The sequence below is a fragment of the Micromonospora sp. WMMD987 genome, assembly GCF_029581435.1.
GTDB lineage: Bacteria > Actinomycetota > Actinomycetes > Mycobacteriales > Micromonosporaceae > Micromonospora > Micromonospora rifamycinica.
Genome location: NZ_CP120861.1, coordinates 1052518 through 1078663, shown reverse-complemented (window position 1 = coordinate 1078663; position 26146 = coordinate 1052518). Strand labels below are relative to the sequence as shown.

The window sequence follows — 26146 nt, the reverse complement described above, 5'->3', positions numbered from 1 at the left end:
GTCGCGCTGACCGGTCAGAACGTGTTGGTCCACACCGAGGCGGCACCGCTGTCCCCGGTGAGGTAGACGGAGATGCTGGAGAGCACCGACAGCACCACGACGACCCCGGTCAACACCCAGGTCGCCCAGGTGGGCAGCTTCGGGGTACGCACCCGGTCGCTGGTCACCGCCAGCAGCAGCAGCGCCGCCACACCCAGCCCGAGGGTCCACCAGAGCAGGATGTCACCGAGCTCGGAGTGCTCCTGGATCTTGGCGAGCAGCTCCGGCGAGTAGCCCTTCGCCTTCAGCGCCGTCTGGAACGCCTCGCCCGTCTCGGTCGCCACCCAGGCCAGTACCGGGGTGGCGACGGCCAGGATGGCCACCGCCCAGTCGAGGCGGGGACGCCAGCGTGGCACCAGGCCGTAGACACTGGCCAGCAGGGCGAGCAACGGCACGAAGACCACCACGGCATGGACCACCAGCACGTGCGATGGCAGACCATTGAACTCTTTGAACACCGACACCTCCGGCACTGGACGCGGTTGCGGCAGACAGCGTACGACGAGTGAATGGTCGTCGCGTCCCCCATACGCGTACACACACGCCGTGGCGGACGCCCCGGTTCACCGGTCACCCGGTGGTGAACCGCCATGGTGCGTGGCGATCGGCCACGCGAGCACCCGATGCCGGGCGGCACCGCATCGGGCGTGGCACTGTTGACGGGTGGACAACGACGATCTCGGCCTCTTCGGTCCCGGTTCGGTCACCTGGAAGGTGCACGACGAACCGATCCTGATCGTCGCCGGCCTGCGTTCCCTGTACCTCCAGGCGTTGCACCCCCGGGCGATGGCCGGGGTGGCCCAGAACAGCAACTACCGGTCGGACGCCTGGGGGCGGCTGGTCCGCACCGGCACGTACGTCGACACCGTGAACTACGGCACCACCGCCGAGGCCGAAACGGCCGGTCGGCGGTTGCGGGCCCTGCACGCCCGGCTGCGCGCCACCGACCCGTTCACCGGGGAGCCGTTCCGGGTCGACGACCCGGATCTGCTGCGCTGGGTGCACGTTACCGAGGTCGAGTCGTTCGTCGGCACCGCACGCCGGGCCGGTCTGGCGCTGACCGACGCCGAGGTGGACGGCTACTACGCCGAGCAGCGGCGGGCCGCCGCGCTGGTGGGCCTGGATCCGGCCGAGGTGCCGGGCAGCGCCGCCGAGGTGGCCGACTACTACCGCACGGTCCGGCCCGGGCTGCGGATGACGACGGCGGCGGCGGAGACCGCCCTGTTCCTGACCGCCCCGCCGATCCCGTGGAAGCTCAGCCGGCCCGCCCGGCTGGGGCTGAGCCTGGGGCCACCGCGCTGGGCGTACTTCGGGGTGGCCGGTACGGCGCTCGGGCTGCTGCCGCCGTGGGCGCTGCGGCTGTACGGCGGGTTGGGGCTGCCCACCACCGCGCTCACCGCCGACCTGAGCGTGCGGACGCTGCGGCTGGTCCTGGCGGCGCTGCCCCGCAACTGGCGGGAGAGCCCGATCCAGCAGGCGGCGAAGGACCGTGCCGTCCGCCACGCCGCCGCCTGACCACCCCACGGGAGGGCGTCGACACCGGACCCCACGCGCGCCCGAGCCCGACCGGGCCGGCCGCTCGGCCGGTAAGGCGGTCGGCCGGTAAGGCGGTCGGTCAGTCGGCCAGCGGGGCGGCGGAACGTTCGATCGCCGACCACGGCTCCCGGCCCGGCATCTGCGCGCCGACCGGGCAGGTACGTCGGTAGTCGCACCAGCCGCAACGGGGACCGGCCACGGCGGGGAACGACTCGTCCGGGTCGGACCCGTCGGTCACCGCCCGTTCGGCGGCCATGATGTCCCGGGCGGTGTCCTCGGCCCTGCTGAGCTGGCGGGCCAGCGACTCGGCGGTGTGGTCGTGCCCGGCGACGGTGCCGGTCGGCAGGTGGTGCAGCTCCACACGGCGGCACGGCCGACGGAAGGTCCGCTCGGCGGCGTACGCGTAGAGGGCGAGCGCCTGCGACCCGCGCGCGTCGTCGGCGTCGGAGCCGGTACGACCGGTCTTGTAGTCGACGATGACCAGTTCGGGACCGTCCGGGCCGGGGCGGGAGTCGATCCGGTCGGCCCGGCCGTTGAAGGCCAGCACGGCGGTCTTGACGGCGACCACCCGCTCCACGCCCAGTGGGTCGTCGCCGGGGTCGAGGGTCGCGACGTACCCCTCCAGCCAGCCCAGCGCCCGCTGGTACGCCGCCCGCTCCTGCTCGTCGTCGCGGTAGCCGTCGCGGACCCAGGTGCCCTTGAGCAGGGCGGGCAGCGCCTCGGGACGACGACGGTCGACGGGCAGCGCATACCAGTTCTTCAGGGCGGTGTGCACGCTGGCACCGAGGGAGTTGTGCGCCCACGGTGGCCCCTTCGGCGGGGCGGGCCGGTCGAGGTAGGCGTACCGGTAGCGCCGGGGGCAGTCGGCGTACGCGCCGAGTTTGCTGGGTGTGCAGGTGAAGAGCCGTTCGGGCATGCCGGCGAAGCCGAGTTGCTCGGGTTGACCGGAGCGGGGCCGGGGGGTACCGGCGGAGGAGGCTCGTCGCACCCTGCGATCCTGCCAGCCCGGTACGACAGCCCCGCAGCGGCCCGACGGCAGCCCCACCGGCACCGGCATGACGGAAGCAACGGCGGCAGGGCACCGGCCCGACTCAGCCCTGCACCGGCCCGACGGCGGGTCAGGCCGTGTTCACGTACTGGGTGACGAAGGCGGCCACCGCGTCGGCGATGAGCTGCACCGCGATGGCGGCCAGGAGCAGGCCGGCGATCCGGGTCAGCACCTCGATGCCGCCCGGCCGGAGGATCTTCACGATCCCGCCGGAGAACCGCAGCACGACCCAGACCGCCAGCATCACCGCGATGATCGCGGCGGCGATCGCCGAGATCTGCCCCACCCCGTCGGCCTGCTGCACGAACAGCATGGTCGCCACGATCGCGCCGGGGCCGGCCAGCAGCGGGGTGCCCAGCGGCACCAGGGCGATGTTGGAGGTGGCCTGCTGGCTGGGGTCGTCGGCCTTGCCGGTGAGCAGTTCCAGCGCGACCAGGATCAGCAGCAGGCCGCCGGCGGCCTGCAACGCCGGCAGGTCGACGTGCAGGTAGGCGAGGAGGGTCTGGCCGGCGACGGCGAAGACCACGATGACGCCGAGCGCCAACGCGACCGCCTGCCAGGCGGCCCGGTTGCGGTCACGGGCGGCCAGCGGGCCGGTCAGGGCGAGGAAGATCGGCATCATGCCCGGCGGGTCGACGATGACCAGCAGGGTCACGAAGACCTCACCGAAGAGCTTGAGATCCACCGGACGAGGGTAGCGGTGCCGCTGGCAGGCGGAACGCGGATCACCCGGAAGCGACGCCGGTCACCCCGGAGGCCGCCGCGACGATCCGCTCGTACGCCTCCGGCGCGGTGGTGTGCGCGCCCAGCCGGACCGTCTTGTGGCTGCCGTGGAAGTCCGACGAGCCGGTGACCAGCAGACCCAGTTCGGCGGCGAGCCCCCGGACGTGCGCCGCCTCGGCGGGGGTGTGGTCCTCGTGGTCGGCCTCCAGGCCGGCGAGCCCCGCCCCGGCCAGCTCGGAGATCAGCGAGTCGGGGACGATCCGCCCGCGTCGGCTGGCCCGGGGGTGGGCGAACACCGGCACCCCGCCGGCCGCCCGGACCAGGGCGACGGCCCGGAACACGTCGATGTCCTCCTTGGGTAGCCGGTACCGTTCGCCCAGCCACTCCGGGCCGAAAGCCTCGGTGGTGGTGGCGACCAGGCCCGCCCGGATCAGCGCGGCGGCGATGTGCGGGCGGCCGACCGTGCCCCCGTCGGCGGCGGCCATGATCTCCGGCCAGCTCACGTCGATCCCGTCGGCCCGCAACAGCGCCACGATCCGCTCGCCACGCACCTCCCGGGCCTGCCGTACCCGGGCCAGCTCGGCGACCAGCCCGGGGTGCTCCGGGTCGAACAGGTACGCCAGCAGGTGCAGCGGCAGCGCCGGTTCGGCACCGTGCCAGCGGCAGGACAGCTCCGCGCCCCGCACGAGGCTGAGCCCGGCCGGCAGCGCGTCGACCGCCGCCGCCCACCCGGCGGTGGTGTCGTGGTCGGTGATCGCCACGACGGTCAACCCGGCGTCGGCGGCGGCCCTGACCAGCTCGGCCGGGCCGAGCGTGCCGTCGCTGGCGGTGGAGTGGGCGTGCAGGTCGATCAGCGGGCGGGCGGGCATGACCCCGACGCTACCCGGCCGGGCCGCCACCACCGTGCCAGGTGCGGTCCGCCCGGCCGCCGCCGCGCCAGGGGCGATCCGGCCGGGCACCGCCGCCGGAGGTCGGTCCGGCCCGGCCGCCGCCGCGCCAGGGGCGATCCGGCCGGGCACCGCCGCCCGGGGTCAGTCCGATCCGGCCACCACGACCGGCCGGACGTCGGCGTTGGCCCCGGCCACCGGGGTCGAGGTGGCCTGTTCCCCGGCCAGGATCCGGTCGGGACGCAACCGTGCCAGGGCACCGCCCCGGTCGACGTACGCCGCGTTGCGGGGGTCCGTCCAGGCCACCACGTCGCCGATCACCGGCCCGGCGGTCCGTTGCGGCGCGGCACCGCCGGCCAGGTCGATCAGGATCGCGCCGGTCGCGCCGGCGAGTCGACCGTTGACCAGCAGCCAGCGCCCGTCGGGGGAGACCGCGCCCCGGCCGTCGGCGGCAGGCGTCGACTCGCACCGGGTGGTGCCCGGGCGCAGGTCGGGGCCGAGCAGGGCCAGGCAGTTCCGGGCTCCGGCGCGTACCCGGGCGACCAGCAGACCGTCCGACCTGGCCCCGTAGACGTCGAGGACGTTCGGCACGACGGTGCCGGGCGGCGTGCCCGGGGACGGACGCCACAGCAGGTGACCCCCCTGGGGGCCGGCCCGGAGCAGCACCTGGTTGCCGATGAACCGGACCGGGACCATTCCGGCGGGGGCCGGCTCGCCGACGATCGCGAGGAGCTGACCGGCGACGATCCCGGCCGAGAAGAGCCGCCCGTCGTCGCGCCAGGCCACCTGCCGGCCGTCCGGCGACACGGCGATCTCCTCCGCCCCGGCGAGCAACGCCTGCGGTTCACCGCCTGCGGGCACCAGCCAGAGGGTACGGCCGGCGACGGTGGTCGCCCCGGTCAGCAGCCAGCCACCGCGGTCGGGCAGCCGTTGCGCGCGTTCGACCGGTCCGACGCCCAGGTCGTACCGCTGGCCGGTGGCGGTGACCAGGACGCCGGCCACGATCAGGTCGACCCCGCCGTCGACCGCCTGTTCCGCCGGGACGGGCGCGACCGGTTCGGCGGACCGGGTGGCCAGCCCGCGCGGGTCGCCGAGCACCACGGTCGGGGCGGTGGTGCGGTCCGCCTGCCCGCCGAGCTGGGTCATCCCGCCGGTGGCCAGGACGGTGGCGACCCCGGCCAGCGCGAGCCCGGCGACCGTGCGCCGTCGACGCATCCGTCGGGCCCGGCCGAGCGCCAGCCCGGCCGGGTCGAAGGGCAGCCGGTGCGGTACGGCGACCCGCTGGGCGAGCGTCTCCCGCAGCGCCTGCTCCAGCCGCTCGTCGTCGGTCACGGCGAATGGACGCTCGGGACGCCCGGTCTGGTTGCCCGGTCGGGATGACGAGGAGTTCATCGGGTCTCCGCGGTGACCGGGGTGGCCCGGGTGGGTGTCCGGGACCGGTCGGCGGCCCGGTCGGGCATGGTCGTCCGGTCGGGCATGGTCGGGCGCGGGATCCGGGCCGGCCGGGCAGCCGGCACCGGGCGGGCAGCCGGGGCCGGGCGGGCAGCCGGGGCCGGGCGGGCAGCCGGGGCCGGGCGGGGGGCCGGATCGGCCGGGAGGTCGAGCTGCGCCTCCGCCCCGATCCGACGGCGCAGGGTGGCCAGTGCCCGGGAGGTCTGGCTCTTCACCGTGCCGGGGGAGATCTCCAGCAGGGCCGCCGTCTGGGCCTCCGACAGGTCCTCGTAGTACCGCAGCACCAGCACCGCGCGCTGCCGGGCGGGCAGCTCCCGCAGGTGCCCCCAGAGGGCGTCCCGCTCGAGGTGCCGGGCGATCTCGTCCACGCCGGCCCGTTCGGGCAGCACCTCGGTGGGACGCTCACCGTGCCACCGTCGTCGCCACCAACTGGTGGACGTGTTGACCAGCACCCGTCGGGCGTACGGCTCGACCGCCTCGATCCCGCCCAGTCGCCGCCAGGCCAGGTACGTCTTGGTCAGCGCGGTCTGGAGCAGGTCCTCGGCGGTGGCCCAGTCCCCGGTGAGCAGGTAGGCGGTGCGCAGCAGGGCACCGGAGCGCGCCGCGACGAAGTCGCGGAACTCGTCCTCCAGCGGATCCCGGTCGGCCACCGCTCACCTCCGCTGCCCCGTCCTGCCTGGCAGGTTGTCATGCCGGGCGACCCCGGGTCGACGGCGGAAGGGGTGCAGTTCGCCCGCCGGACGGACGAGAACCGTCAGGCGCCGTCGTCGGCCTTGGCCTCGTCGGCCTCCTTGCCCAACCGCGCCTCGACCGCCTGCGGCTCGTACATCTCCTCGACCACCCGCAGATAGAGTTCGTTCGGGTTGGGCAGATTCTTGACCTCGCGGAGCGCCTGCTCCTGGCCGGCGGACTCCAGCACGAAGGTGCCGTAGTTGAGCGCCCGCCCGGTCGGGGTCTGCTCGTACTTCATGTCGGTGACCCGGACGAGCGGCATCATCGCCACCCGACGGGTGATGATGCCGTTGACCACCATGACCCGTTTGTTGGTCAGGATGAACCGGTCGTACCACCAGTCGGCGACCTTCCAGGCGACCCAGCCCATCACCGCGAACCAGAGCAGCACCGCGATGGTGGTCAGTGCGCCGACGTCCTGGCCGGCGAGGAAGCCGGAGAGGTAGCCGAGCACGAAGGTGGCCGCCACGCCGACGATGATCGGGGTGGTGAGGTGGATCCAGTGCCGCTTCCACTCGCCCCGGTACCGCTCGGTGGGGAAGAGGTAGCGGGCGACCAGCGAACTGGGCTCGTCCTCCAGCGGGAGCACCCGGCGGGGGGCCATCCCCTGGGAGTCGGACCGCAGCCCGGCCAGCTCCTCTTCGGAGATCACCGGCTGCTGGTAACCCGCCTCCGGATCACGGATCCAGGTACGTCCCTCGCCGGCGTACGCCGGGCCGTCGCCGTAGCCGGCGTCGTCCGAGAAGGACGGTCCGTTGGAGAGTCCCGCGCCGGACCCGTAGCCCGGCCCCTCGTCGGGCCGGTACCTCGGGATCGGTTCGGTGTCCCGCTCCCGGCGGTCCCGGCCGGGATCGTCCGGGTCGAACGGGGGTCCGGAGGGGCTGCCCATCGGTGGCTAGGCGACGAGGCTCGTGAAGAAGTCACCAAAGCCCTGGGCGATGTCCACGATGCCACCGCCGAGCGACTTGAAGACGTCCGCTGCCGAATTTGGCCGGTAGGCAACGAAGAAGATCAAGAATGCGATACCGGCCCAGGTGAGGACCTTCTTGACCATAGCGGGCCATCCTCTCGCGCGGCGCCGGGTCCATTTACCGCAGCGGCACCCACAGTATCAGCATGGTGCCGCAGCGTGAATATCTGCGTCCCATCTCCGACTCGCCGACAGGGCCGTCAGGCCCCGCCGTGCAGGTACGGAGACGGTGCGCCGTACACGAGCTCGGGCGGAGTCCACTCGGTGAGGTCGTGCAGGACGACATCTTCCGCGAGGAGGTAACCCGCGCTCGCCGGCCAGGCTATCGCATGGAGCCACATTCCCCGAGCCTCACCGGCGTACGCGCTTCGATCCGTTGCCGAATTGATCAGCCACAGTGGAGTCGGGTGACCACCGGCCCGGATCCGCGCCGGCTCGACATGTTCGGGATGACCAGGGCCGGGGCCCGGTCCGGCGAGCACCTCCGTCAACTCTGGACCGGGATCCGGGCCGGCCACTCCGGCGAACCGGGTACCCAGTCCGACCCCGGGCTCCTCGGCCACCAGCACCAGCTCGGCCGGTCCGCCGCCGAGCGGCGCCGGACCGGCGCAGGCGACGGCCGTGGCCCGGACGCCCTCGGCCTCGTCACCGGCCCAGGCCACCCCGGTCACGGTCCAGCCGGGCGGCAGCGGCCACGGGCACCACAACGGCAACGCGGGCCGCTCCGGGCCGCTCTCGGCGGCCACCCGGTCCACCACGCTCGCCACGATCTCGGCGTCGATGCGCTCGGGCACGTGCAGCGGGGCCACCGGTCCGCACCGGACGCAGCGCGAGGAACCGTTCATCAGGTCCGGCGGGCGTACCTGACCCGCACACCTCGGACAACTCACCACGACACTCACATCCCCACCGTGGCCCCACGACCCGGGTCCGTCAAGCCGACCCCGCCGACACGCCGTCTCCCGTCCGGCACGCCTCCCCGAGCCCACCTGGGGGTCCACAGCTAATCCACCCGACCGGGCGACCGCGACCTCCGGCACCGCCGAGCCCGCGGGTGGGTGGGCAGGCGGGTGGGTAGGTGGGCGGGCGAGCAGGCAGGTGGGCGGGCACGGGTGGGTGGGCAGGCGGGTGGGTCAGGGCGGCGGGGCGGCGGCGTACGCACGGATCCAGGCGTGCATGGCGATGCCGCTGGCCACCCCCGCGTTGATCGACCGGGTCGACCCGTACTGGGCGATCGAGAAGAGCTGGTCGCAGGCGGCCCGGGCGGCGTCGGAGAGACCCGGACCCTCCTGGCCGAAGAGGAGCACGCAGCGCCGGGGCAGAGTGGTGGTCTCCAGCGGCCGGGAACCGGGCAGGTTGTCGATGCCGACCACCGGCAGGTCGTGGTCGGCGGCCCACCCGACGAACCCGTCGATCGTCGGATGGTGCCGGACGTGCTGGTACCGGTCGGTGACCATCGCGCCCCGCCGGTTCCACCGGCGCAACCCGACGATGTGCACCTCGGCGGCGAGGAAGGCGTTGGCGTTGCGGACCACCGTGCCGATGTTGAAGTCGTGCTGCCAGTTCTCGATGGCCACGTGGAAGTCGTGCCGCCGGGCGTCCAGGTCGGCCACGACGGCCTCCCGCCGCCAGTAGCGGTACCGGTCCACCACGTTGCGCCGGTCGCCCGCGGCGAGCAGCTCCGGGTCGTAGCGGGGGTCGTCCGGCGGGTCGCCGGGCCACGGTCCGACACCCACGTCGAGCTGGTCCTCGGTCACGATCCCAAGAGGGTACGGACCCGGTCCGCCGCGGTCGTACACCACCCCGCGTCCGGACCCGGCCGGCGCGGGCACCCGTGACTCGCCCCGCCCACCGGGCAGGGTCCGGTCACCGCAGGCCCAGGGCGTCGCCGAGGCGGTCCAGGAACCGCTGGTCGGTCGGGTCCGGGTCGCCGGCCCGGCACACCCGGACCGCCACCGACTCGACCCACTGCCGGTACGCGGCGGAGTCGGCCGGGTCGGCCCGTCGGCGCAGCACCCGCACGGCGGCCCGGCAGACCGGCGGCAGGTCCGCCACCCCGGCCAGCCCACCGGTCGGGGTGGTCGAACTGTCGTCCCGGGCGTAGATCGTGGCCACCACGGCGCGGACCAGGTCGCTGTCGGAGGCGCGGCCGGCGGCGAGCGCGTCCAACCCGACGAGACCGGCGGCGACGGTCCGCACCGGGCGGCCCGGGCGGGGTGAGGCGGCGGCCACCAGCACCCGACCGGGCAGGGTGGTGAGCAGGCCCCACTCGCGGGTGGAGTAACCGGCGGTGGTCAGCGGTGCGGCACGCCGTCCGGCAGAGGGCGGCTCTCCGGCGAGGGAGTGGCTCATCAGGACCTCCGCCGCCAGCATATGCCGGCGGGGCGGGGGCCGGGCCGGTCCACCCCGATCCGCACCGGTCCATCCCGATCCGCACCGGCCAGGGGCGGATCCGTCCCGATCGGCGCCGGCCACCGGCGGACCCGTCCCGATCCGCACCGGCCGGGTGCCGGCTCACCCCGGCCCGTCCGGACGTGGGCCGGACCGGCGCGGCGGCCGGCGGCGACGGTCACCCCGACGTGGGCCGGACCGGCGCGGCGGTCAGCGGCGACGGTCACCCCGGCGTGGGCCGGACCGACGCGGCGGCCGGCGGCGACGGTCGTCCCGGCCGGCCGGGCGGCGTCGGCGGTGCGCGCCGGCCCCGGGGCAGCGGCCCGGCCGGGTGTCCGTCCGGCTCCGTGCGGTGACGACGGGTCAGTCGGGGCGCCATACCGCCGGTTTGCGCCTTACCGCTGGTTAAGGAGACGCCGGGGGCGGGCGCGACAGGCAAATGTCACGGCGGGGCCGACCCGGGGGGAGACGCAATGAGCGGCGGGGCCCTCCCCGGCACCCGCCGCCCACGCTCTGATGCCCAAGATTCTGCCCCACGTACGCGAGGGATCGACAGAGACGGAGGTCACATTTATCTTTTCGTAACAATACAGAGAGTCACTAATGATCAACGAGAGAGCGATCTCCGCAGCCGAAAGAGCAGCTCGTCAGGCCGTCATTGGGGCCATGCGCGCTGCTCCGGGGGGCGATCTCCCTGGAAACGCTCCCATCACGGCCGGTTACGCAAATGCGTCGTGCAAGTGCAGTCCGCATGCGCGCATCGACAGACACGGTTCGATGGGCACGAACGGGCCGTCCCACCCGTACCGGTTTCGGCGTCCGCCACCCGGGAATTTGCCGGGGTACCGGCTGGTTCTACCGGACGAAAAAGCAATCCGCGCTGATCGGAGAGTCCAATGGCAACCGTCGAGCTGACCACGGCCAACTTCGACGAGGTGACCGCGAGCGACGGCATCGTGCTGGTCGACTTCTGGGCCGAGTGGTGCGGGCCGTGCAAGCGGTTCGCCCCGGTCTACGAGCGTTCGTCGGAAAAGCACCCGGAGATCACCTTCGGCAAGGTCGACACCGAGGCCCAGCAGGAGCTGGGGGCCAAGTTCGACATCCGGTCGATCCCCACGATCATGGCGATCCGGGACGGCGTGATCGTCTTCGCCCAGCCCGGCGCGCTGCCGGAGTCGGCCCTGGAGAACCTGATCGAGCAGGTCCAGGGCCTCGACATGGACGACGTACGCAAGCAGCTGGCCAACCACCAGCACTGAGCACCGCCGACGGCGGCCGGGCCCACGGTGCCCGGCCGCCGTCGGCTTGCGCCCCGATCGCACACGTGTTCGAATAGACGTCATGCGCTGGGAGCACCTCTCCGCTCCCCCGGACGAGGAGCATCCCGACCGGGCAGCGCCAGCGACGCCACCCCTGCCGCTGGCGCTGCCCGGAGCGGTCCTCCGCACCTTCGACACCCCGGACTTCGCGGGCATGACCTTCTACGAGGTGCGGGCCAAATCGATCATTAACCGGGTGCCGGGTGGATCCCGGGTGCCGTTCGGCTGGACGATCAACCCGTACCGGGGCTGCACCCACGCCTGCGTCTACTGCTTCGCCCGCAACTCGCACACCTATCTCGACCTCGATGCCGGGGCGGACTTCGACCGCAAGGTGATCGTCAAGGTCAACGCCGGGGAGCTGGTCCGGCGCGAGCTGGCCGCCCCGCGCTGGCGTGGCGCGGCCGTCGCGATGGGCACCAACGTCGACTGCTACCAGCGGGCCGAGGGGCGCTACCGGCTGCTGCCGCCGATCATCGAGGCGCTGCGCGACTTCGGCAATCCATTCTCGATCCTCACCAAGGGCACCCTGATCCTGCGGGATCTGCCGTTGCTGCGCCAGGCCGCCGAGGTGACCCGGGTGGGCCTGTCCTTCTCGGTGGGTTTCGTCGACGAGGCGCTGTGGCGGGCGGTCGAGCCGGGCACCCCGAGCCCGCGACGCCGGCTCGACGCGGTACGCCGCCTCACCGACGCCGGTTTCGAGGTGGGCGTGCTGATGGCCCCGATCCTGCCCGGCCTCAGCGACGGCGACGAGTCGATCGACGCCACCGTCTCGGCGATCGCCGCCGCCGGAGCCACCAGTGTCACCCCGTTGGCGCTGCACCTGCGGCCGGGCGCCCGCGAGTGGTACGCGCACTGGCTCGGCCGGCGGTTCCCGCACCTGGTGCCCCGGTACCGCGAGCTGTACCGGTCCGGGGCCTACCCGCCGCAGGCGTACCAGCGGGAGCTGACCGCACGGGTGCGGATCGCGGCCCGCCGCCACGGCCTGCACCGCGGCGAGCCCGGCGACAGCCGACGCTCGCCGGTCCCGCCACCCGCGCCCGTCCCCGAGCAGCTCGCCCTGTTGTGACGGCCGGGGCGGCCCGTCCGTGGTGGTCGCACCCACCCTCTCCCGCACCCGGGCCGGGCTAGGCTCGACGGATGCGGACCGCACAGCAGCTTCTCGCCGACGCCGCCGTGATCGCCGTGGTGGGCGCGTCCCGCGACCCGGGCAAGGCCGCGCACCGGGTGCCGGCGCAGATGCAGCGGTACGGCTGGCGGATCATCCCGGTCAACCCGGCGGTGGACGAGTTGTTCGGGGAGCGGGCGTACGCCTCGCTGGCCGACATCCCGCATCCGGTGGACCTGGTGGACGTCTTCCGACCGGCCGGGGACGCGGTGGAGGTGGTACGTCAGGCGGCGGCGATCGGTGCTCCGGCGGTCTGGCTCCAGCTCGGCATCGTCTCGGCCGAGGCTCGGCGGATCGCCGAGGAGGCCGGCATGGACTACGTCGAGGACCGCTGCCTGATCGTCGAACGGGCCGCCGCCGACCTCACCCCGCCCCGGTGACCGGTCCCCCGACGGGGGGCGGCAAGCCCGTCGCTGCCGGTAGCGTCCGGCACCGGCTACCGATCAGCGGAACTGGGCCTCCCGGACACTGTTGCCGCCGTCCACCACCAGCATCTGCCCGGTGATGTACGACGCCGCCGGTGAGCAGAGGAAGCTGATCGCGGCGGCCACCTCGTCGGGGGTGCCGGGACGGCCGACCGGCGTGCCCAGCCCCTGCTTGATCTCCGCCATGGTGGAGGCCGCCGTGTAGATCGTCCCCGGGGCCACCGCGTTCACCGTCACCCCGTCGGCGATCATCTCCATGGCCAGCGCCCGGGTCAGCCCGACCACCCCCGCCTTGGCCGCCGCGTACGCCGCCTCGGTCGGCAGGGCGTTCACCGGCCCGGCGGTCGCCGAGAGGTTGACGATCCGCCCCCAGCCCCGTTCGGCCATCCCGCTGATGAAGGCCCGGCTGCACAGGAACGCGGTGGTCAGGTTCCGGTCGATCTCGCCGCGCCACTCGTCGTAGCTGAGCTGGGCCACCGGCCGCAGCACCTCGGGGCTGGCCCGGCTGGCCAGGCCGGCATTGTTGACCAGCACCTCCACGTCACCGAGCTGCTCGGCCACCGCGTCGGCGAGCGCGCCGACCTCGGACTCGTCGGTCAGGTCGGCGACGAAGCCGGTCACGCCCAGCTCGCCGGCCCGCTCGTGGATCCGCCGGGTGGTGGAGACGATCGCCACCCGGGCACCCAGGTCGGCCAGGCGGCGGGCGGTCGCGTACCCGATGCCGTCCGCGCTGCCCGCGCCGGTGACCAGGGCGACCCGGCCGTCCAGCCGCATGGTCACCGGATCGGCCACCGGCACCGGCTCGTCCTGGCCGGGCTGGCTGCCGGCGGCCGTGGCGCGGGCACGCCGGGCCAGGCCGGGTCGGCTCACGTCCCGCCTCGGTCGACTGCCGGATCGGTCGGCCCCACGCGCGTCGATAGCCATGCCGGGCATCCTGCCCGTTCGGCAGGGCGCGGGCAACGAGCCACCACGGGCGGACCTCGGCACTGTCGGGGGCTGGCTACCCTGACGGCGCACCTACATGCGACGGAGAAGATCAGATGACCTACCCCCCGCCCTCCGACGGTTGGCAGGACCCGGCATGGTCGGGTCACCAGCCCGATCCGACCCTGCCGGCCAGCGGCCCACCGGTTTCCGTCCCACCGATCGGCAAGGACCCGTACGCCCCGGCCGACCCGTACGCGGGCGCTCCGGGCATTCCGGCCCAGGCCGGCCCGGTCGACCCGTACGCCGCCGCAGCCGGATACCCGGTCGGCTACCCGCCGTCGGCCGGGTATCCCGGTTACGGCGGCTACCAACCCCCACCGACGCAGAACGGCCTGGCCATCGCCTCGATGATCGTCTCGATCATCGGCGCGATCGGTCTGTGCGGTTACGGGCTCGGCGGCTACGTCGGCGTCATCGGCGCGATCCTCGGCCACGTGGCCCGCAAGCAGATCAGGGAGCGTGGCGAGGGTGGCTCGGGCTTCGCCACCGCCGGCATCGTCGTCGGTTGGATCTCCACCGTCATCGCGGTGCTGGCCACCATCGCCATCGTGGTCTTCTTCGTCTGGCTGGCCAACCAGGAGTCGTCGACCGGCTACGGGACCACGTACTGAACCGGCCCGGCCGCCCCGGAAGACCCGGGGCGGCCCGACCGGTCACCGCTGGCGGCGGGACGAACAGATCGTCGCGGCCACCGGGGACCGGTGACGCCGCGGTAACCTCGTGCGGTGACCGGGGTGAACGGACCTGTGGAAGATCCCACCGGGCGGCGGACCGTGGTGGTGACCGGAGCCAGCTCCGGCATCGGGCTGGCCGCCGCCGTGGCACTGGCCCGGCGGGGCGACCGGGTGGTGCTGGTCGGCCGGGATCCGGCCCGGCTCCAGGCCGCCGGTGACCGGGTACGCGAGGCGTCCGGCGAGCGCCCCGAACTCTTCCGCGCCGACTTCGCCGTGCTGGACGACGTACGCGGTCTCGCCGAGCGGCTGCGGGCGGCGTACGACCGGATCGACGTGCTGGCGAACAACGCCGGGGCGATCGTGTTGCAGCCGCTCACCACGGTCGACGGGTTCGAGCTGTCCATCCAGGCCAACCACCTGGCCCCGTTCCTGCTGAGCAACCTGCTCGTCGATCGGGTCGGCCGGCTGGTGGTGACCGCCTCCGGCGCGCACCGCAGCGGCACCCTGGACCCGGACGACCTCAACGCCCCGCTGCGTCGTTACCGGCCGATGCGCGCGTACGGCACCAGCAAGCAGGCCAACATCCTGTTCACCGCCGAGGCGGCCCGACGCTGGCCGGACGTGCCGGCGTACTCGTTCCACCCCGGGGTGGTGCGGACCCGGTTCGGCGCGGACAGCAAGCTGGTCGCCCTCGGCATGCGGGTGATGCCGTTCCGTAGCCCGGAGAAGGGCGCGGAAACCCTGGTCTGGCTCGCCAACCAGGCCGCGTCCCGGCTGGTCGACGGCGGCTACTACGCCGACCGGCGACTGCGCCGACCGTGGCCGCGCGCCGCCGACCCGGCCCTGGCCGCCCGCCTCTGGACCGCCAGCGCCAAGGCCGTCGGCATCGGAGCCTGAAACGGGCTGCGACGGAACGACCATCCGTGCATGCCACCGTGACGCAGGAGGACGGGGTCACAGCAGCTCGTCGTATTCCAGAAGCCCGTTCTCCAGAACATGACGGCGGAAGGCGCCGACGCCGAAGGGCAGGAAGTACTCACCTTCCAGAAGATGGTCGACCAACTCTTCGACCATCAGCATGGTGAGCTTTTTCGTGCGGACCGCCTCGCACAGCAGCGGGACGGTTGCCGTGACCCGGATACCTCTTTCTTCGGCAATCTTGCGCGGGGTGGCATCGTCCAGCACCACTTCACACTTGTAGACCTGCCCCATGGCGAGCACCCCGCACTCACCAAGGTTCTTACCGTCAGCCACCAACCGGTCGTCATAGTGGGCGAACGCTTCGATGAAATCGAAGTCGGTTGACCTGTGAACATGGATCCAGTCTGCGTCGAGCACCGCACGAGCGGCCGCCACGTGCTCGACAGCACGATTGAGCTCACGCTCCACGCTGTCGGGGATGTAGACGGGTCGGCCCTCGGCGAGAAAACGCAGGACCCCCAGCCATCCCTGCTTCGCAAAATGGCGCAACGGCCCGGTGTCGAAGACCAAGGCGTTCTCGGGAACCGTCACGACACAAAGCGCCAGATCTCGTCGGTCCGCCGCTCTCTGCTCTGCGGCAGGTCCACCTCGTCGAATGTGCCTTGAAGTAGGTCCAGGGCTCGTTCGCGGCTGATGCGCTCATCCCGCACGAGCCGCAGCACCGCACGGGCGAACGGTCGAGGAACCGTCGTCCCCGCCAACTCCTCCGGGGGGACGTTGAGACCCATCTCTACGATGTCAGTCTGATTCGTGCGGTACTTGCGTACCGAGGCGACCGTCTCACTGTCGGCTAGGCTCAATTCTTTCAGGCGCGTCGCGAGGGTGGCCATGTCAACCCGAAAGACACTCGCCAGGTGGATCGCCGCAGCACGCTCTCCCGACCGGAAAGCCTTTTCATCCCACTGCAGGGTGACCGCAGCCTCGGGGAGCAGCAATGCGCGCGCAAAGCGATCGAGGCGTGACTCCAGGGGGACGGCGTGATCGGAGTGGTCGGCCACTCGCCAGTCGATGGTGTAGGTGTCCGCGATGAGGTAGTGACCGAGTTCGTGCGCCAGGGCGAGTCTCCTACGGCCGACCTTCATGTGGCTGTTGACGAGACACACACCGCCACGGGGCAACAGGATCGACCCAGCGTCCGCCGTATCTTTGCCGATATCGCGAGAGAACGCCAAGAGCCCGACGTCGGCGACCCGTTCGGCGAAATGGTGGATCGGCTCCGCCGCCGGCAGGGCCAGCAAGTCGCGCGCCTGCATCGCAAGTGACTCGGCCTCGGCGTTGGTTGCAGGCGGTGTGATGTGGGCCCGGACGACCGCCTCGGCACCATCGAGCCCTAGTTCGCCGACGCCCAACGAGGCGACGAATTCGACCTCGCTGGCGAGCTTCGTAAGCAGGGCGTCGACCTGTGAGTCCGCGGTGTCCAGCCCCTGGCTCGACCGATGCGCGACGAGCGCGGGAATAGGCTCCTCGAAGAACGTCGACATGCGCACACCGACCGCGGCGGCGATGTCCGCCAACTCGAGTGCCGTGACCTTGCGTACGCCACTCTCGATCTTGTTCATGACTGTGCGTTCGATGCCCACCGCCTGACCGAGGTCCTCTTGGCTAAGGTCTGCACGCTTACGCGCCTCTCGGATGCGCTCCCCCAGCGTCCGCGCGTCGATATCAGCCACAGTGCGATTCTCGCACACTACGACTGCGACACGGGACACAAGCGGTAGAACCCACCAGGCGGACAGCCGCGCTACTCGACCACGTGGACCGGGATGCTGGTCACCACCACACCGGGCAGCGCCCGCAACGCCCTGCGCAGCCGGTGCCCGGTACGGCTGTGCAGCAGGCGGTGCCAGGGCCGGCGCAGCACCACCTCCGACACCACCACGGTCAGCACCAGCTCGGGCGCGACAGCGTGCAACGCCGCCAGGTAGTGCGCCAGCGGCCCGATCACCGCCCGGTACGGCGAGACGATCGTCTCCAGCCGGACGTGGTCCCCCCAGGCCCGCCACTGCTCCCGGAACCGGTCCGCCTCGGCGTCCTCGGGGGCGAGGTGCACCGCCAGCGTCGGCCTTCCCAGCGACACCGCGTACGCCAGGGCACGCATCGACGCCCGGTTGAGCCGTGCCACCGGGACCACCACCAGGTGCCGCAGCTCCTGCGGCACCTCCTCCCACTCGACGGACCCGGCAGCCCGCACCGGCCCGGCCGACGGAGGGACGGCGAGCAGGGAGGCGGCCGACGGAGGGACAGCAGACGGAGGGACGGCGAGCGAGGGGACAGCAGACGGAGGGACAGCGGGCGGCCCGGCCGCCACCGGCGACGGCCGGGCCCCGGGCTGCCGGCCGCCCGGCGGGGGCCGCAGGGCCAGGGCGGCGTGCAGGGCGCGGTAGTGCCGGTGCACCCGGTGGAAGAGCAGCACCAGCAGCGGCACGGCGACCACCACCACCCATGCCCCTTCGGCGAACTTCGCCACCGCCGCGGTCAGCAGCACCAGGCCGCACAGCACCGCGCCCACCCCGTTGACCAGCGCCCGACGCCGCCAGCCGCCGCCCCGGTGCCGCCGCCAGTGCACCACCATGCCGCTCTGCGAGAGGGTGAAGGCGAGGAACACCCCCACCGCGTACAGCGGGATCAGCTTCTCGGTGTACCCGTCGAACGCGACGAACACCACGGTCGCCGTCCCGGCCAGCGCCACCAGCCCGTTGCCGAACGCCAGCCGGTCGCCCAGGTGCAGGAAACGGCGCGGTGCGTGGCCGGCGCGGGCCATGAAGAACAGCAGCCGGGGGAAGTCGTTGAACGCGGTGTTCGCGGCGAGCAGCAGGATCAGCGCGGTGGCCGCTTGGACGACGGCGTACCACGGGCCGGTCGGGAAGGTCACCCGGGCGAGTTGGGACAGCAGCGTCTCGCCGGGGCGGGGCACCAGGCCGGCCAGGTGGATCAGCAGGGTCAGCCCGGCGAACAGGACCACCAGCATCGCCACCATCCAGGCCAGTGTGGTCCGGGCGTTGCGCCACTCGGTCGGGCGGAACGCCGGGACCGCGTTGGAGACCGCCTCGATGCCGGTCATCGACACCGCTCCGGAGGCGAACGCCCGCAGCACCAGCAGCAGGCCCAGCCCTTCCGACGCCGGCACGACCGGCGGGGCGACCGGCGCGAACCCCCGGCCCGCCGCCCGCAGGTAGCCCACCACCAGCAGCCCCAGCACGGCGGCGACGAAGGCGTACGTCGGCAGGACGAAGATGTTGCCGGCGGCCCGCACCCCGCGCAGGTTGCCGGCCAGCAGCAGCAGGATCACCAGCACCCCGAGCGGCACGGTGAAGGGCGTCAGCCCCGGCAACGCCGAGGTGACCGCGTGCATCCCGGCGGCGGTCGACACCGACACGGTCAGCACGTAGTCCAGCATCAGCCCGGCGGCGGCGGTCAGCCCCGCGCCGGCCCCCAGGTTGTCCCCCGCCACCAGGTACGAGCCGGCCCCGTGCGGGTACGCCGGAATGGTCTGCCGGTACGAGATCCCGACGGCGACCATCAGCAGCACCAGCCCGGCCGACAGCGGCAGGGCCAGGCCCAGCGCCCCGCTGCCGGCGAGCACCAGCACGGTCAGCAGCGCCTCCGGCCCGTACGCCACCGAGCTGAGCAGGTCGGAGGAGAGCACCGGCAGGGCCACCAGTTTGCGCATCCGTTCGTGCAGCACCGCCGCGCTGGTCAGCGGTGGACCGAGCACCGCCCGACGGATCCGGTCCAGTCGCCGCCCGAGGCGGGAGTCGGGACGGTTCGCGGGTTCGGCGGCGACCAACCCGTCCCGTCCGCCCCGGTCATCCCGTCCGCCCCGGTCATCCCGCTCGGGCCGGAACAGGGCGATCGGGGTCAGCCGGCTGAACCGGCCCGGGGTGGGCCGGTTCTGGTACCGGTCCAGGGTCGGGTCGACCGGCAGGGCGGGCGGCACCCCGGTCCGCCACTGCGCGCCGACCCGGCGCAGGGTGTCCACCTCGGCGGGGTCGAGCGGCGGGAACTCGGCCGACGGGGTGACCACGGTGTCGCTGCGGTCGTCGTCCACGCTCCGCCCCGGCATCGCCCCACCTCCCCCAGCACTCTCACGCGCGGACACCAACCACGCCCGCCGTTCGGGCGGAATCGCGACGAACGTGCTCCCCGTGGGCGGTCGGGCGGAGCGGGTCGGCCGACCGTGCGGGACGGGCGGGCAGCGGGGACGGTCAGCCGACCCTGGAGGGTCAGTCGGCCCGGAAGGGCAAACCAGCCCGGGAAGGGCAACCGGCCCGGGAAGGGCAACCGGCCCGGGAGGTCAGCCGGCCGGCGGACGGAACGGCGGCGTCGCGGCGTCGGCGGGGACCACCGGCGGGACGGGGCGACGGCCGGCGCGGGATCCGCCGAGCACCACCACTGTCACCCCGACGAGCAGCAGCGCCAACCCGGGCAGGGCGAGCGGGCGCGGCAGCTGGCCCAGCCAGGCCCAGGCGATCAGCGCCGCGCCGGGTGCCTCCAGCAGGATCAGCACGCTGATCGTGGTCGCCGACACCCGGCGCAACGCATGGTTGAACATCGAGTGGCCGAGCAGTTGCGCCCCCACCACCAGCCCGAGGATCGCCAGCCAGGTGCCGGACCCGAAGCCGTGCAGCCGTACCCCGCCGACCAGGCAGACGACCAGCAGGACCAGCGCGCACACCCCGTAGCAGAGGGTGGTGTAGGTGGCGGTGCTGATGGTGGCGCGGGCGCGCTCGCCGAACGCGGTGTAGACGGCGGCGAACATCCCACCGACCACCGCGAGCAGGTCACCGGCGAAGGCCCGGCCGGAGACCCCGACGTCCGCGCCGGTGGCCAGCACCGCGCCGGTCACGGCCAGCCCGATACCGACCCAGACGACGTACGGCAGCCGCCGGCCCTGCCAGCGGGCGATCAGCCCCTGCCACACCGGTTGGGTGGCCCCCAGCGCGGTGGCCGCGGCCACCGAGGTGAGCTGGGCGCTCGGCATCCAGGTGGCGAAGTGCGCGGCCAACGCCACCCCCGACAGCACGCAGTACCAGCCCTCCCGGCGTGCCGTGCCCACGGTCAGGGTGCGCAGTTCGACCCGGCGGCGGGTCAGCGTGAAGGGCGCGAGCACGGCGGTCGAGAGCAGGGTCCGCCAGAACGCGACGGCCAGCGCCGGTGCCGCCGCGAAGGCGATCAGCGGGGCCGACGACGAGACCGAGGCGACGGCGAGCGTGAGGACGCCGATGGTCAGCGGATCGACGGGCGGGCGCGGGTGGGACCGGACGGAGGACACGGGGAGCAATCCTCACACGGCCGGCACCGGCTGCGGCGATGCCGGGCGGCGGGTCAGCGGCGGCGGACCCGGTGCAGGCGGAAGGGTTTGCGGGTGGTCCGGACCACGGCCGCGCCGCGTGGCTCGGCGGCCAGGGAGGTGTCCGGCAGGGCCTCCCCGGCGTCCGGCGGGCCGTCCGGGGCGAGACGGGTCAGCGCGCAGCCGTCGGCCGCCCAGCGGGCCACCAGGTCGGCGGTCGGGCCGGAGGCGTTCAGCCGCTTCGCCGCCACCAGCGGGGCCGCCGTCTCCCATTCCGGGGTGTCCGGGGCCAGCCGGGTCACCCGGGCGGGCCAGGTCACGATGCGTCCGCCGTGGTCGCCGCGCAGGGTCACCCGGACGGCGTCGGCGTCGGCCAGGCCCGGCGCGCTCTGCTCCCCCGGCCCGCTGACCACGAACAACGACCCCTCCAGGGGTACGCACCACAGCGCGGTCGCCGCACCGGCACCCACCGCCACCCAGGCCACGGCGGCCTTCTTCATCGCCTCGTCGACCAGGGGCGTCGACCGGAAAGCGTCCACCTCGTCCGTCACCCCCGCATCCTCTCGCAGCTCCCGCCCGGACGACACCCGACCGCCGACCCCCGCGTACCACCGGCAGGTGGCCGACGTCCGCGACCGGCGGCCCGCCACGCGACCGGCGGCACCGCACGACGCCGGTCGGTGCCCGACGGGTGGCCGGCGGACGTCGTCCGTGGTCAGCCGACGAACGGGGGGACCAGGATCTCGCCCCGGGCCACCGGCATCACCTGACCGGCCACGGTCGCGCCGACCGCCAGCCCGTCCACGGCGGTCACCGTGCAGACCAGCTCGGACGGGCGGCGGATCTCCACACCCTGCCGGACGGCGTACCCGGAGCGGCCCTCGCCGGGGAGCAGACCGCTGGCGACCAGCCACACCCCCAGCCCCAGGGCGGCCGAACCGGTGGCCGGGTCCTCCGGTACCCCGAGGCCCGGCACGAAGACCCGGGCGTGCGCGGTGTGCGCGTCGGCGTCCCAGGAGAAGACGCTGACGTGCTCCACCCCGTACCGCTCGGCCGCCGCGGCGTTGACCCGGGCGCGGGGCACCGCGTCCGGGTGCACCGGCAGGTAGGGGAACTCCAGCCCGCAGCCGGCCACCCGGGGCGACGGGCCGGCGTGGTCGGCGGCGGTGAGCCCGGCCATCTCCAGCAGCGGCTCCGGGTCGAGTTCCGGCCCGAGGGTGCAGGTGCCGCCGGTCAGGGTGGCACCGGTCGCGGTCACCTCGATCGGGAGGACGCCGGCCAGGCACTCCTGGCTGACCGGGCCGGCACCGAACATGCCCCGGCGGCTGGCGGTGACCGCCGCGCCCACGCTGGGGTGACCGGCGAAGGGCAGCTCCCCGGTCGGCGTGAAGATCCGCGCCCGGTACGTGGCGCCCACCTGGGTCGGCGGCAGCACGAACACCGTCTCCGACAGGTTGAACTCCATCGCCAGCGCCTGCATCTGCTCCGTGGCCAGCGCTTCGGCGCCGAAGACCACGGCCAGGGGGTTGCCGGCGAACGGGCGGTCGGTGAAGACGTCCACGATCTCGTAGGCCAGGGTCGACATGGTGGTAAACACTAGGCGCTTAGGCTGGGGGCCGTGAGTACGCCGAACCGGGTCTACATCGCTCGACTCGCCGGAGTCGCCGTCTTCGACCCGAACGGCGACCAGGTGGGGCGGGTCCGCGACGCGGTGGCCCGGATCCGGCCGACCCAGCGCCCGCCCGAGGTGGTGGGTCTGGTGGCCGAGATGCCGATGCGCCGCCGGATCTTCCTGTCCATCAACCGGATCACCTCCATCGACGCCGACGCGGTCGTCCTCGGCAGTGGCACCCTCAACCTGCGGCGTTTCTCCAAGCGCCCGAACGAGCTGCTCGTCCTCCAGGAGTTACTGGACCGGCGGGTGCAGCTCGACCCGGGTGGCCAACCCGGCGCGGTGGTGGACGTGGCCATGGAGTGCAGCCGGGGCGGCGAGTGGTCGCTGTCCCGGGTCGCCGTCCGCGAGCAGACCAGCCGGTTGACCCGCCGCGGCCACCTGCACCAGGTGGACTGGGACCGGGTCCGCGGGCTGAGCGGCCTGGCCGACAACCGGGGTACGGCCAACCTGCTGGCCGTCCTGGAGGACATGCGCCCCGCCGACCTGGCCAACGCCCTCCAGGACCTGCCCGACGCCCGGCGCAACGAGGTCGCGGCGGCGCTCGACGACGAACGCCTCGCCGACGTGCTCGGCGAGCTGCCCGAACGCGACCAGGTGGAGATCCTCGCCGCGCTGGACCGGGAACGGGCCGCCGACGTGCTGGAGGAGATGGACCCCGACGACGCCGCCGACCTGCTCAACGAGCTGCCCCCGCCGGAGCAGGACGTGCTGCTCGACCTGATGGAGCCGGACGAGGCCGACCCGGTTCGCCAACTGCTGAAGTACACCTCCGGTACGGCCGGCAGCGTGATGACCTCCGAACCGGTGATCCTGCCGCCGGACGCCACCGTGGCCGAGGCGCTGGCCCGGATCCGGGAGGAGCAGCTCTCCCCCGCGATCGCCGCGCAGGTCTTCGTGACCCGGGCACCGATGACCACCCCCACCGGCCGCTACCTGGGCATCGCGCACTTCCAGCGGCTGCTCCGCGAGCCTCCGGCCGACCTGCTCGGCGGGGTGGTGGTCAACGACATCGACCCGTTGCGGCCGACCACCCCGCTGCCGGAGATCACCCGCCGGATGGCCACCTACGACCTGGTGGCGATGCCGGTGGTCGACCGCAACAACCGGCTGGTCGGCGCGGTCACCGTGGACGACGTGCTGGACCATTCCCTGCCCCGGGACTGGCGGGACCGGGACGCCGTACCGGCCCCGGGCACCGACGGGACGGATCCGAGCGCCGACGGGACAGATCCGGCGATCGGCGGTGGCACCGATGGCTGACCAGCGACGGCCCGAGCGGCTGGACCAGCCACGGGAGCCCCGGGGCGTCAAGCTGCCCCGGTTCGACCCGGAGGCCTTCGGCCGCTGGTCGGAGGGGATCGCCCGGGGCATGGGCACGGCGAACTTCATCGTCTACATGACGGTGGTGATCGCCCTGTGGTTCGGCTGGAACACCCTGGCCCCGGCGGAGCTGCGCTTCGACCCGTACACCTTCACGTTCCTGACCCTGGTGCTGTCGTTGCAGGCGTCGTACGCGGCCCCGCTGATCCTGCTCGCGCAGAACCGGCAGACCGACCGGGACCGGGTGGCCCTGGAGGAGGACCGTCGCCGGGCGACGATGCAGAAGGCGGACACCGAGTACCTCGCCCGGGAGGTCGCCGCGCTGCGGATCGCGCTGGGCGAGGTGGCCACCCGCGACTTTCTCCGCTCCGAGCTGGCCCGGCTGGCCGAGGAGCTGGACGCGGCGGCCCAGCGCCGGCAGAAGCGGGAACTCCGGCAGCCGGACCGGGCGGTCGGCTGGTCCGGGGTCGGCGAGGGTCGGCCCGGGGGTGGCGAAGGTCGGCCCGGGATCGGTGGGCGACGTCCCGGAGGAGGCGAGCCGCCGCTGGACGAGCCCCGCGACGAGTGGGACGGCGACTACGCCAGGGACGGTCACCCGGAGAGCTGACCGGCCGGCGCGAGGAGCACGGGCGGGGAGCCGGCCGGCGCGAGGAGCACGGGCGGTCCGCGGCCGGCCAGGAGCCCGCGGAGCGCCTGCCGCCCTGATCATCCGGTTTCGTCCCGTGGGGCGGAACGGTCCCGACCGGGCGATCGATTCGCTCACACCCGGCCCCGCTGCCGATGGTCGCCCCGTGCGGCCGACGTAGCATTGCCCGCATGTCAGCTCCCGTCAGCACCCTCTCCGACGCGATCCAGGCCGCCCTGGCCACCGTCAACGACCCGGAGATCCGCCGGCCCATCACCGATCTCGGCATGGTCCGCTCCGCCGAGATCGGCGAGGACGGGGTGGTCCGGGTCGGGCTGCTGCTCACCGTCGCCGGGTGCCCGCTGAAGGACAAGCTGCGCGGCGACATCACCGCCGCCGTCGGCGCGGTGCCCGGGGTGGCCGGCGTCGAGATCGAGTTCGGGGTGATGAGCCCGGAGCAGCGGCAGGAGTTGCAGGGCAAGCTGCGCGGCGGCTCCGTCGGCGACGAGACGGTGATCCCGTTCGCCCAGCCGGGCACCCGGACCCGGGTGTACGCGGTGGCCAGCGGCAAGGGCGGCGTCGGCAAGTCCAGCGTCACGGTCAACCTGGCCGCGGCGCTGGCCGCCCGGGGCCTGGCCGTCGGCGTGGTGGACGCCGACATCTACGGCCACTCGGTGCCCCGGATGCTCGGCGCGGACGGCAAGCCCACCCGGGTCGAAGACATGATCATGCCGCCGCAGGCGAACGGCGTGAAGGTCATCTCGATCGGCATGTTCACCCCGGGCAACGCGGCCGTGGTGTGGCGCGGCCCGATGCTGCACCGGGCGTTGCAGCAGTTCCTCGGCGACGTCTACTGGGGTGAGCTGGACGTCCTCCTGCTCGACCTGCCCCCGGGCACCGGCGACATCGCCATCTCGGTCGCCCAACTGCTGCCCAACGCCGAGATCCTGGTGGTGACCACCCCGCAGGCCGCGGCGGCCGAGGTCGCCGAGCGGGCCGGCGCGATCTCGTTGCAGACCCACCAGCGCATCGTCGGCGTGATCGAGAACATGTCCTGGCTGGAGCTGCCGGACGGCTCCCGGATGGAGGTCTTCGGCACCGGCGGTGGCGCGGCGGTGGCCGAGTCGCTGAGCCGGACGATCGGCGCGCAGGTGCCGCTGCTGGGCCAGATCCCGATGGACAGCCGGGTCCGCGAGGGCGGCGACGCGGGCACCCCGATCGTGCTGGCCGCGCCGGACGCGCCCGCCGCGAAGGCGCTGCACCAGGTGGCCGACCGGCTGGCGGTACGCCGCGAGTCGCTGCTCGGCAAGCCGCTCGGCCTCAAGCCCGCCGGCCGCTGACCGCTGCCGCTCCACCCCGCCGACCGCTCCCACCCCGCTGCCGTACCCGGCCGGCGACGGTGCGGCCGGGACCGGGGAGGGGCGGGCGCGCGGATCAGGTGGCGTCGTCGTAGCTCGGCCGGGGGGCCGGAGCGGGGGCCGGAGCGGGAGCGGTGTCCGTCGCGGTGGCCTTCCGGGCGGCGGCGCGCGGGTCGATCCGGTCGGCGACCTCCTTGAGGTCCTCGTGCACGCCGGTCACGTCCGACCGCAGGCTGTCGTAGACCCCCTGGAGGGGCTTGCGGATCGCCTGCTCGTCCTCCTCGCTGAGGAGGTGCTTGCGGATGAACGCCTTCGGGTGCAGATCCTCCAGCTGGATGTCGGTGCCCAGCTCGCGGCTCAGGTCACCGGTCGCGTTGCGGGCCATCGCGCGCAGGTTGCGCACCATCCGCAGGCCGTCGCTGATGACGTTGGGCAGCCGGTCCCCGAAGATCAGCAGCGCCAGGAGCAGCAGTACACCGATCTCCCACCAGTTCAGGTTGTCGAGCACCGCGGGGCCTCCTCGTCACGTCGGGCCAAGACTACGCA

The 26146-nt window shown here is 73.5% G+C and carries 28 protein-coding genes; 9 read left to right on the top strand and 19 right to left on the bottom strand.

The annotated features are described in order from the left end of the window. Positions 1-14: 14 nt before the first annotated feature. Positions 15-497: a DUF2231 domain-containing protein gene (locus O7612_RS04765; RefSeq protein WP_282273796.1), complete on the bottom strand. Its 483-nt coding sequence runs from the start codon at positions 495-497 to the stop codon at positions 15-17. Positions 498-702: 205 nt separating this feature from the next. On the opposite strand from O7612_RS04765, the gene O7612_RS04760 reads away from it, so the two are divergent. Next, positions 703-1554 carry an oxygenase MpaB family protein gene (locus O7612_RS04760; RefSeq protein ID WP_282270832.1) on the top strand — a complete coding sequence of 284 codons (852 nt, stop codon included), beginning with the start codon at positions 703-705 and terminating at the stop codon, positions 1552-1554. Positions 1555-1654: 100 nt separating this feature from the next. Here O7612_RS04760 and O7612_RS04755 read toward each other — a convergent pair whose 3' ends face one another. The 10 genes from O7612_RS04755 to O7612_RS04710 form a co-directional block, all read right to left on the bottom strand. Further along, positions 1655-2491 (bottom strand): PD-(D/E)XK nuclease family protein, encoded by an 837-nt coding sequence (locus tag O7612_RS04755; RefSeq protein WP_282273795.1) that lies wholly within the window; start codon positions 2489-2491, stop codon positions 1655-1657. 202 nt (positions 2492-2693) lie between these two features. After that, positions 2694-3308 carry a MarC family protein gene (locus O7612_RS04750; RefSeq protein WP_282270830.1) on the bottom strand — a complete coding sequence of 205 codons (615 nt, stop codon included), beginning with the start codon at positions 3306-3308 and terminating at the stop codon, positions 2694-2696. 40 nt (positions 3309-3348) lie between these two features. After that, entirely contained in the window at positions 3349-4215 is an 867-nt protein-coding gene (locus O7612_RS04745; RefSeq protein ID WP_282270828.1) for a PHP domain-containing protein, read from the bottom strand. A gap of 162 nt (positions 4216-4377) precedes the next feature. Further along, entirely contained in the window at positions 4378-5625 is a 1248-nt protein-coding gene (locus tag O7612_RS04740; RefSeq protein WP_282270826.1) for a hypothetical protein, read from the bottom strand. Further along, on the bottom strand, positions 5622-6335 hold the full coding sequence (locus O7612_RS04735; protein ID WP_282270824.1) for a SigE family RNA polymerase sigma factor: 714 nt from the start codon (positions 6333-6335) through the stop codon (positions 5622-5624). The genes O7612_RS04740 and O7612_RS04735 overlap by 4 nt, the downstream gene beginning before the upstream one ends. 104 nt (positions 6336-6439) lie before the next feature. Beyond that, positions 6440-7306, bottom strand: coding sequence for a PH domain-containing protein (locus tag O7612_RS04730; protein WP_282270822.1), 867 nt, complete (start codon positions 7304-7306; stop codon positions 6440-6442). A gap of 6 nt (positions 7307-7312) precedes the next feature. Next, a complete protein-coding gene (locus tag O7612_RS04725; RefSeq protein ID WP_165942702.1) occupies positions 7313-7471 on the bottom strand; it encodes a hypothetical protein in 159 nt (52 codons plus the stop codon). Between the two features lie 116 nt (positions 7472-7587). Continuing rightward, the gene (locus O7612_RS04720; protein ID WP_348774294.1) at positions 7588-8277 is read right to left on the bottom strand and encodes a DUF6758 family protein; all 690 of its coding nucleotides are present in this window, start codon (positions 8275-8277) and stop codon (positions 7588-7590) included. Between the two features lie 243 nt (positions 8278-8520). Then, the gene (locus O7612_RS04715) at positions 8521-9144 is read right to left on the bottom strand and encodes an RNA methyltransferase (RefSeq protein ID WP_067306722.1); all 624 of its coding nucleotides are present in this window, start codon (positions 9142-9144) and stop codon (positions 8521-8523) included. Positions 9145-9253: 109 nt separating this feature from the next. Beyond that, a complete protein-coding gene (locus tag O7612_RS04710) occupies positions 9254-9760 on the bottom strand; it encodes a hypothetical protein (RefSeq protein WP_282270817.1) in 507 nt (168 codons plus the stop codon). Positions 9761-10674: 914 nt separating this feature from the next. Here O7612_RS04710 and trxA point away from each other — a divergent pair. The 3 genes from trxA (at position 10675) to O7612_RS04695 (ending at position 12645) form a co-directional block, all read left to right on the top strand. Continuing rightward, positions 10675-11037: a thioredoxin gene (gene trxA / locus O7612_RS04705; protein ID WP_282270815.1), complete on the top strand. Its 363-nt coding sequence runs from the start codon at positions 10675-10677 to the stop codon at positions 11035-11037. An 82-nt stretch (positions 11038-11119) separates the two neighbouring features. Further along, the gene (locus tag O7612_RS04700) at positions 11120-12166 is read left to right on the top strand and encodes an Rv2578c family radical SAM protein (protein ID WP_282270814.1); all 1047 of its coding nucleotides are present in this window, start codon (positions 11120-11122) and stop codon (positions 12164-12166) included. A 71-nt stretch (positions 12167-12237) separates the two neighbouring features. After that, positions 12238-12645 (top strand): CoA-binding protein, encoded by a 408-nt coding sequence (locus O7612_RS04695; protein WP_282270812.1) that lies wholly within the window; start codon positions 12238-12240, stop codon positions 12643-12645. 63 nt (positions 12646-12708) lie between these two features. On the opposite strand, the gene O7612_RS04690 is transcribed toward O7612_RS04695, so the two are convergent. Continuing rightward, positions 12709-13545 (bottom strand): SDR family NAD(P)-dependent oxidoreductase, encoded by an 837-nt coding sequence (locus O7612_RS04690; protein WP_282273794.1) that lies wholly within the window; start codon positions 13543-13545, stop codon positions 12709-12711. Between the two features lie 185 nt (positions 13546-13730). Here O7612_RS04690 and O7612_RS04685 point away from each other — a divergent pair, with 185 nt between their 5' ends. Both O7612_RS04685 and O7612_RS04680 read left to right on the top strand, forming a co-directional pair. After that, on the top strand, positions 13731-14288 hold the full coding sequence (locus tag O7612_RS04685) for a DUF4190 domain-containing protein (RefSeq protein WP_282270810.1): 558 nt from the start codon (positions 13731-13733) through the stop codon (positions 14286-14288). Positions 14289-14423: 135 nt separating this feature from the next. After that, complete coding sequence (locus tag O7612_RS04680) at positions 14424-15248, top strand: SDR family NAD(P)-dependent oxidoreductase (RefSeq protein ID WP_282273793.1); 825 nt, start codon at positions 14424-14426, stop codon at positions 15246-15248. A 57-nt stretch (positions 15249-15305) separates the two neighbouring features. Here the strand turns inward: O7612_RS04680 and O7612_RS04675 are convergent, their stop codons facing one another. The 6 genes from O7612_RS04675 to O7612_RS04650 all read right to left on the bottom strand — a co-directional run bounded on the left by O7612_RS04675 (position 15306) and on the right by O7612_RS04650 (position 22207). Further along, positions 15306-15863, bottom strand: coding sequence for a nucleotide-binding protein (locus O7612_RS04675; RefSeq protein ID WP_282270807.1), 558 nt, complete (start codon positions 15861-15863; stop codon positions 15306-15308). Then, positions 15860-17002 carry an XRE family transcriptional regulator gene (locus O7612_RS04670; RefSeq protein WP_282270806.1) on the bottom strand — a complete coding sequence of 381 codons (1143 nt, stop codon included), beginning with the start codon at positions 17000-17002 and terminating at the stop codon, positions 15860-15862. The genes O7612_RS04675 and O7612_RS04670 overlap by 4 nt, the downstream gene beginning before the upstream one ends. A gap of 71 nt (positions 17003-17073) precedes the next feature. Then, complete coding sequence (locus O7612_RS04665) at positions 17074-19395, bottom strand: APC family permease (protein ID WP_282270804.1); 2322 nt, start codon at positions 19393-19395, stop codon at positions 17074-17076. Between the two features lie 231 nt (positions 19396-19626). After that, positions 19627-20613 (bottom strand): DMT family transporter, encoded by a 987-nt coding sequence (locus tag O7612_RS04660; RefSeq protein ID WP_282270802.1) that lies wholly within the window; start codon positions 20611-20613, stop codon positions 19627-19629. A gap of 44 nt (positions 20614-20657) precedes the next feature. Then, entirely contained in the window at positions 20658-21173 is a 516-nt protein-coding gene (locus O7612_RS04655; protein WP_282270800.1) for a hypothetical protein, read from the bottom strand. A 164-nt stretch (positions 21174-21337) separates the two neighbouring features. Beyond that, positions 21338-22207, bottom strand: a complete 870-nt coding sequence (locus O7612_RS04650) for a PhzF family phenazine biosynthesis protein (protein ID WP_282270798.1) — start codon at positions 22205-22207, stop codon at positions 21338-21340. A gap of 33 nt (positions 22208-22240) precedes the next feature. On the opposite strand from O7612_RS04650, the gene O7612_RS04645 reads away from it, so the two are divergent. The 3 genes from O7612_RS04645 to O7612_RS04635 all read left to right on the top strand — a co-directional run bounded on the left by O7612_RS04645 (position 22241) and on the right by O7612_RS04635 (position 25582). After that, on the top strand, positions 22241-23557 hold the full coding sequence (locus O7612_RS04645) for a CBS domain-containing protein (protein ID WP_282270796.1): 1317 nt from the start codon (positions 22241-22243) through the stop codon (positions 23555-23557). Further along, entirely contained in the window at positions 23550-24224 is a 675-nt protein-coding gene (locus O7612_RS04640) for a DUF1003 domain-containing protein (RefSeq protein ID WP_282270794.1), read from the top strand. The genes O7612_RS04645 and O7612_RS04640 overlap by 8 nt, the downstream gene beginning before the upstream one ends. 209 nt (positions 24225-24433) lie before the next feature. Then, positions 24434-25582 (top strand): P-loop NTPase, encoded by a 1149-nt coding sequence (locus O7612_RS04635; RefSeq protein ID WP_282270792.1) that lies wholly within the window; start codon positions 24434-24436, stop codon positions 25580-25582. A 94-nt stretch (positions 25583-25676) separates the two neighbouring features. On the opposite strand, the gene O7612_RS04630 is transcribed toward O7612_RS04635, so the two are convergent. Beyond that, a complete protein-coding gene (locus O7612_RS04630) occupies positions 25677-26108 on the bottom strand; it encodes a preprotein translocase subunit TatB (RefSeq protein ID WP_282270791.1) in 432 nt (143 codons plus the stop codon). Positions 26109-26146: the final 38 nt, after the last annotated feature.

Bases quoted from the DNA above. Each gene is read 5' to 3' on its own strand.
- O7612_RS04755 (WP_282273795.1), bottom strand. From the start codon at position 2,491: ATGCCCGAACGGCTCTTCACCTGCACACCCAGCAAACTCGGCGCGTAC.
- O7612_RS04745 (WP_282270828.1), bottom strand. From the start codon at position 4,215: ATGCCCGCCCGCCCGCTGATCGACCTGCACGCCCACTCCACCGCCAGC.
- O7612_RS04740 (WP_282270826.1), bottom strand. From the start codon at position 5,625: ATGAACTCCTCGTCATCCCGACCGGGCAACCAGACCGGGCGTCCCGAG.
- O7612_RS04730 (WP_282270822.1), bottom strand. From the start codon at position 7,306: ATGGGCAGCCCCTCCGGACCCCCGTTCGACCCGGACGATCCCGGCCGG.
- O7612_RS04725 (WP_165942702.1), bottom strand. From the start codon at position 7,471: ATGGTCAAGAAGGTCCTCACCTGGGCCGGTATCGCATTCTTGATCTTC.
- O7612_RS04710 (WP_282270817.1), bottom strand. From the start codon at position 9,760: ATGCTGGCGGCGGAGGTCCTGATGAGCCACTCCCTCGCCGGAGAGCCG.
- trxA (WP_282270815.1), top strand. From the start codon at position 10,675: ATGGCAACCGTCGAGCTGACCACGGCCAACTTCGACGAGGTGACCGCG.
- O7612_RS04700 (WP_282270814.1), top strand. From the start codon at position 11,120: ATGCGCTGGGAGCACCTCTCCGCTCCCCCGGACGAGGAGCATCCCGAC.
- O7612_RS04695 (WP_282270812.1), top strand. From the start codon at position 12,238: ATGCGGACCGCACAGCAGCTTCTCGCCGACGCCGCCGTGATCGCCGTG.
- O7612_RS04685 (WP_282270810.1), top strand. From the start codon at position 13,731: ATGACCTACCCCCCGCCCTCCGACGGTTGGCAGGACCCGGCATGGTCG.
- O7612_RS04665 (WP_282270804.1), bottom strand. From the start codon at position 19,395: ATGCCGGGGCGGAGCGTGGACGACGACCGCAGCGACACCGTGGTCACC.
- O7612_RS04650 (WP_282270798.1), bottom strand. From the start codon at position 22,207: ATGTCGACCCTGGCCTACGAGATCGTGGACGTCTTCACCGACCGCCCG.
- O7612_RS04640 (WP_282270794.1), top strand. From the start codon at position 23,550: ATGGCTGACCAGCGACGGCCCGAGCGGCTGGACCAGCCACGGGAGCCC.
- O7612_RS04635 (WP_282270792.1), top strand. From the start codon at position 24,434: ATGTCAGCTCCCGTCAGCACCCTCTCCGACGCGATCCAGGCCGCCCTG.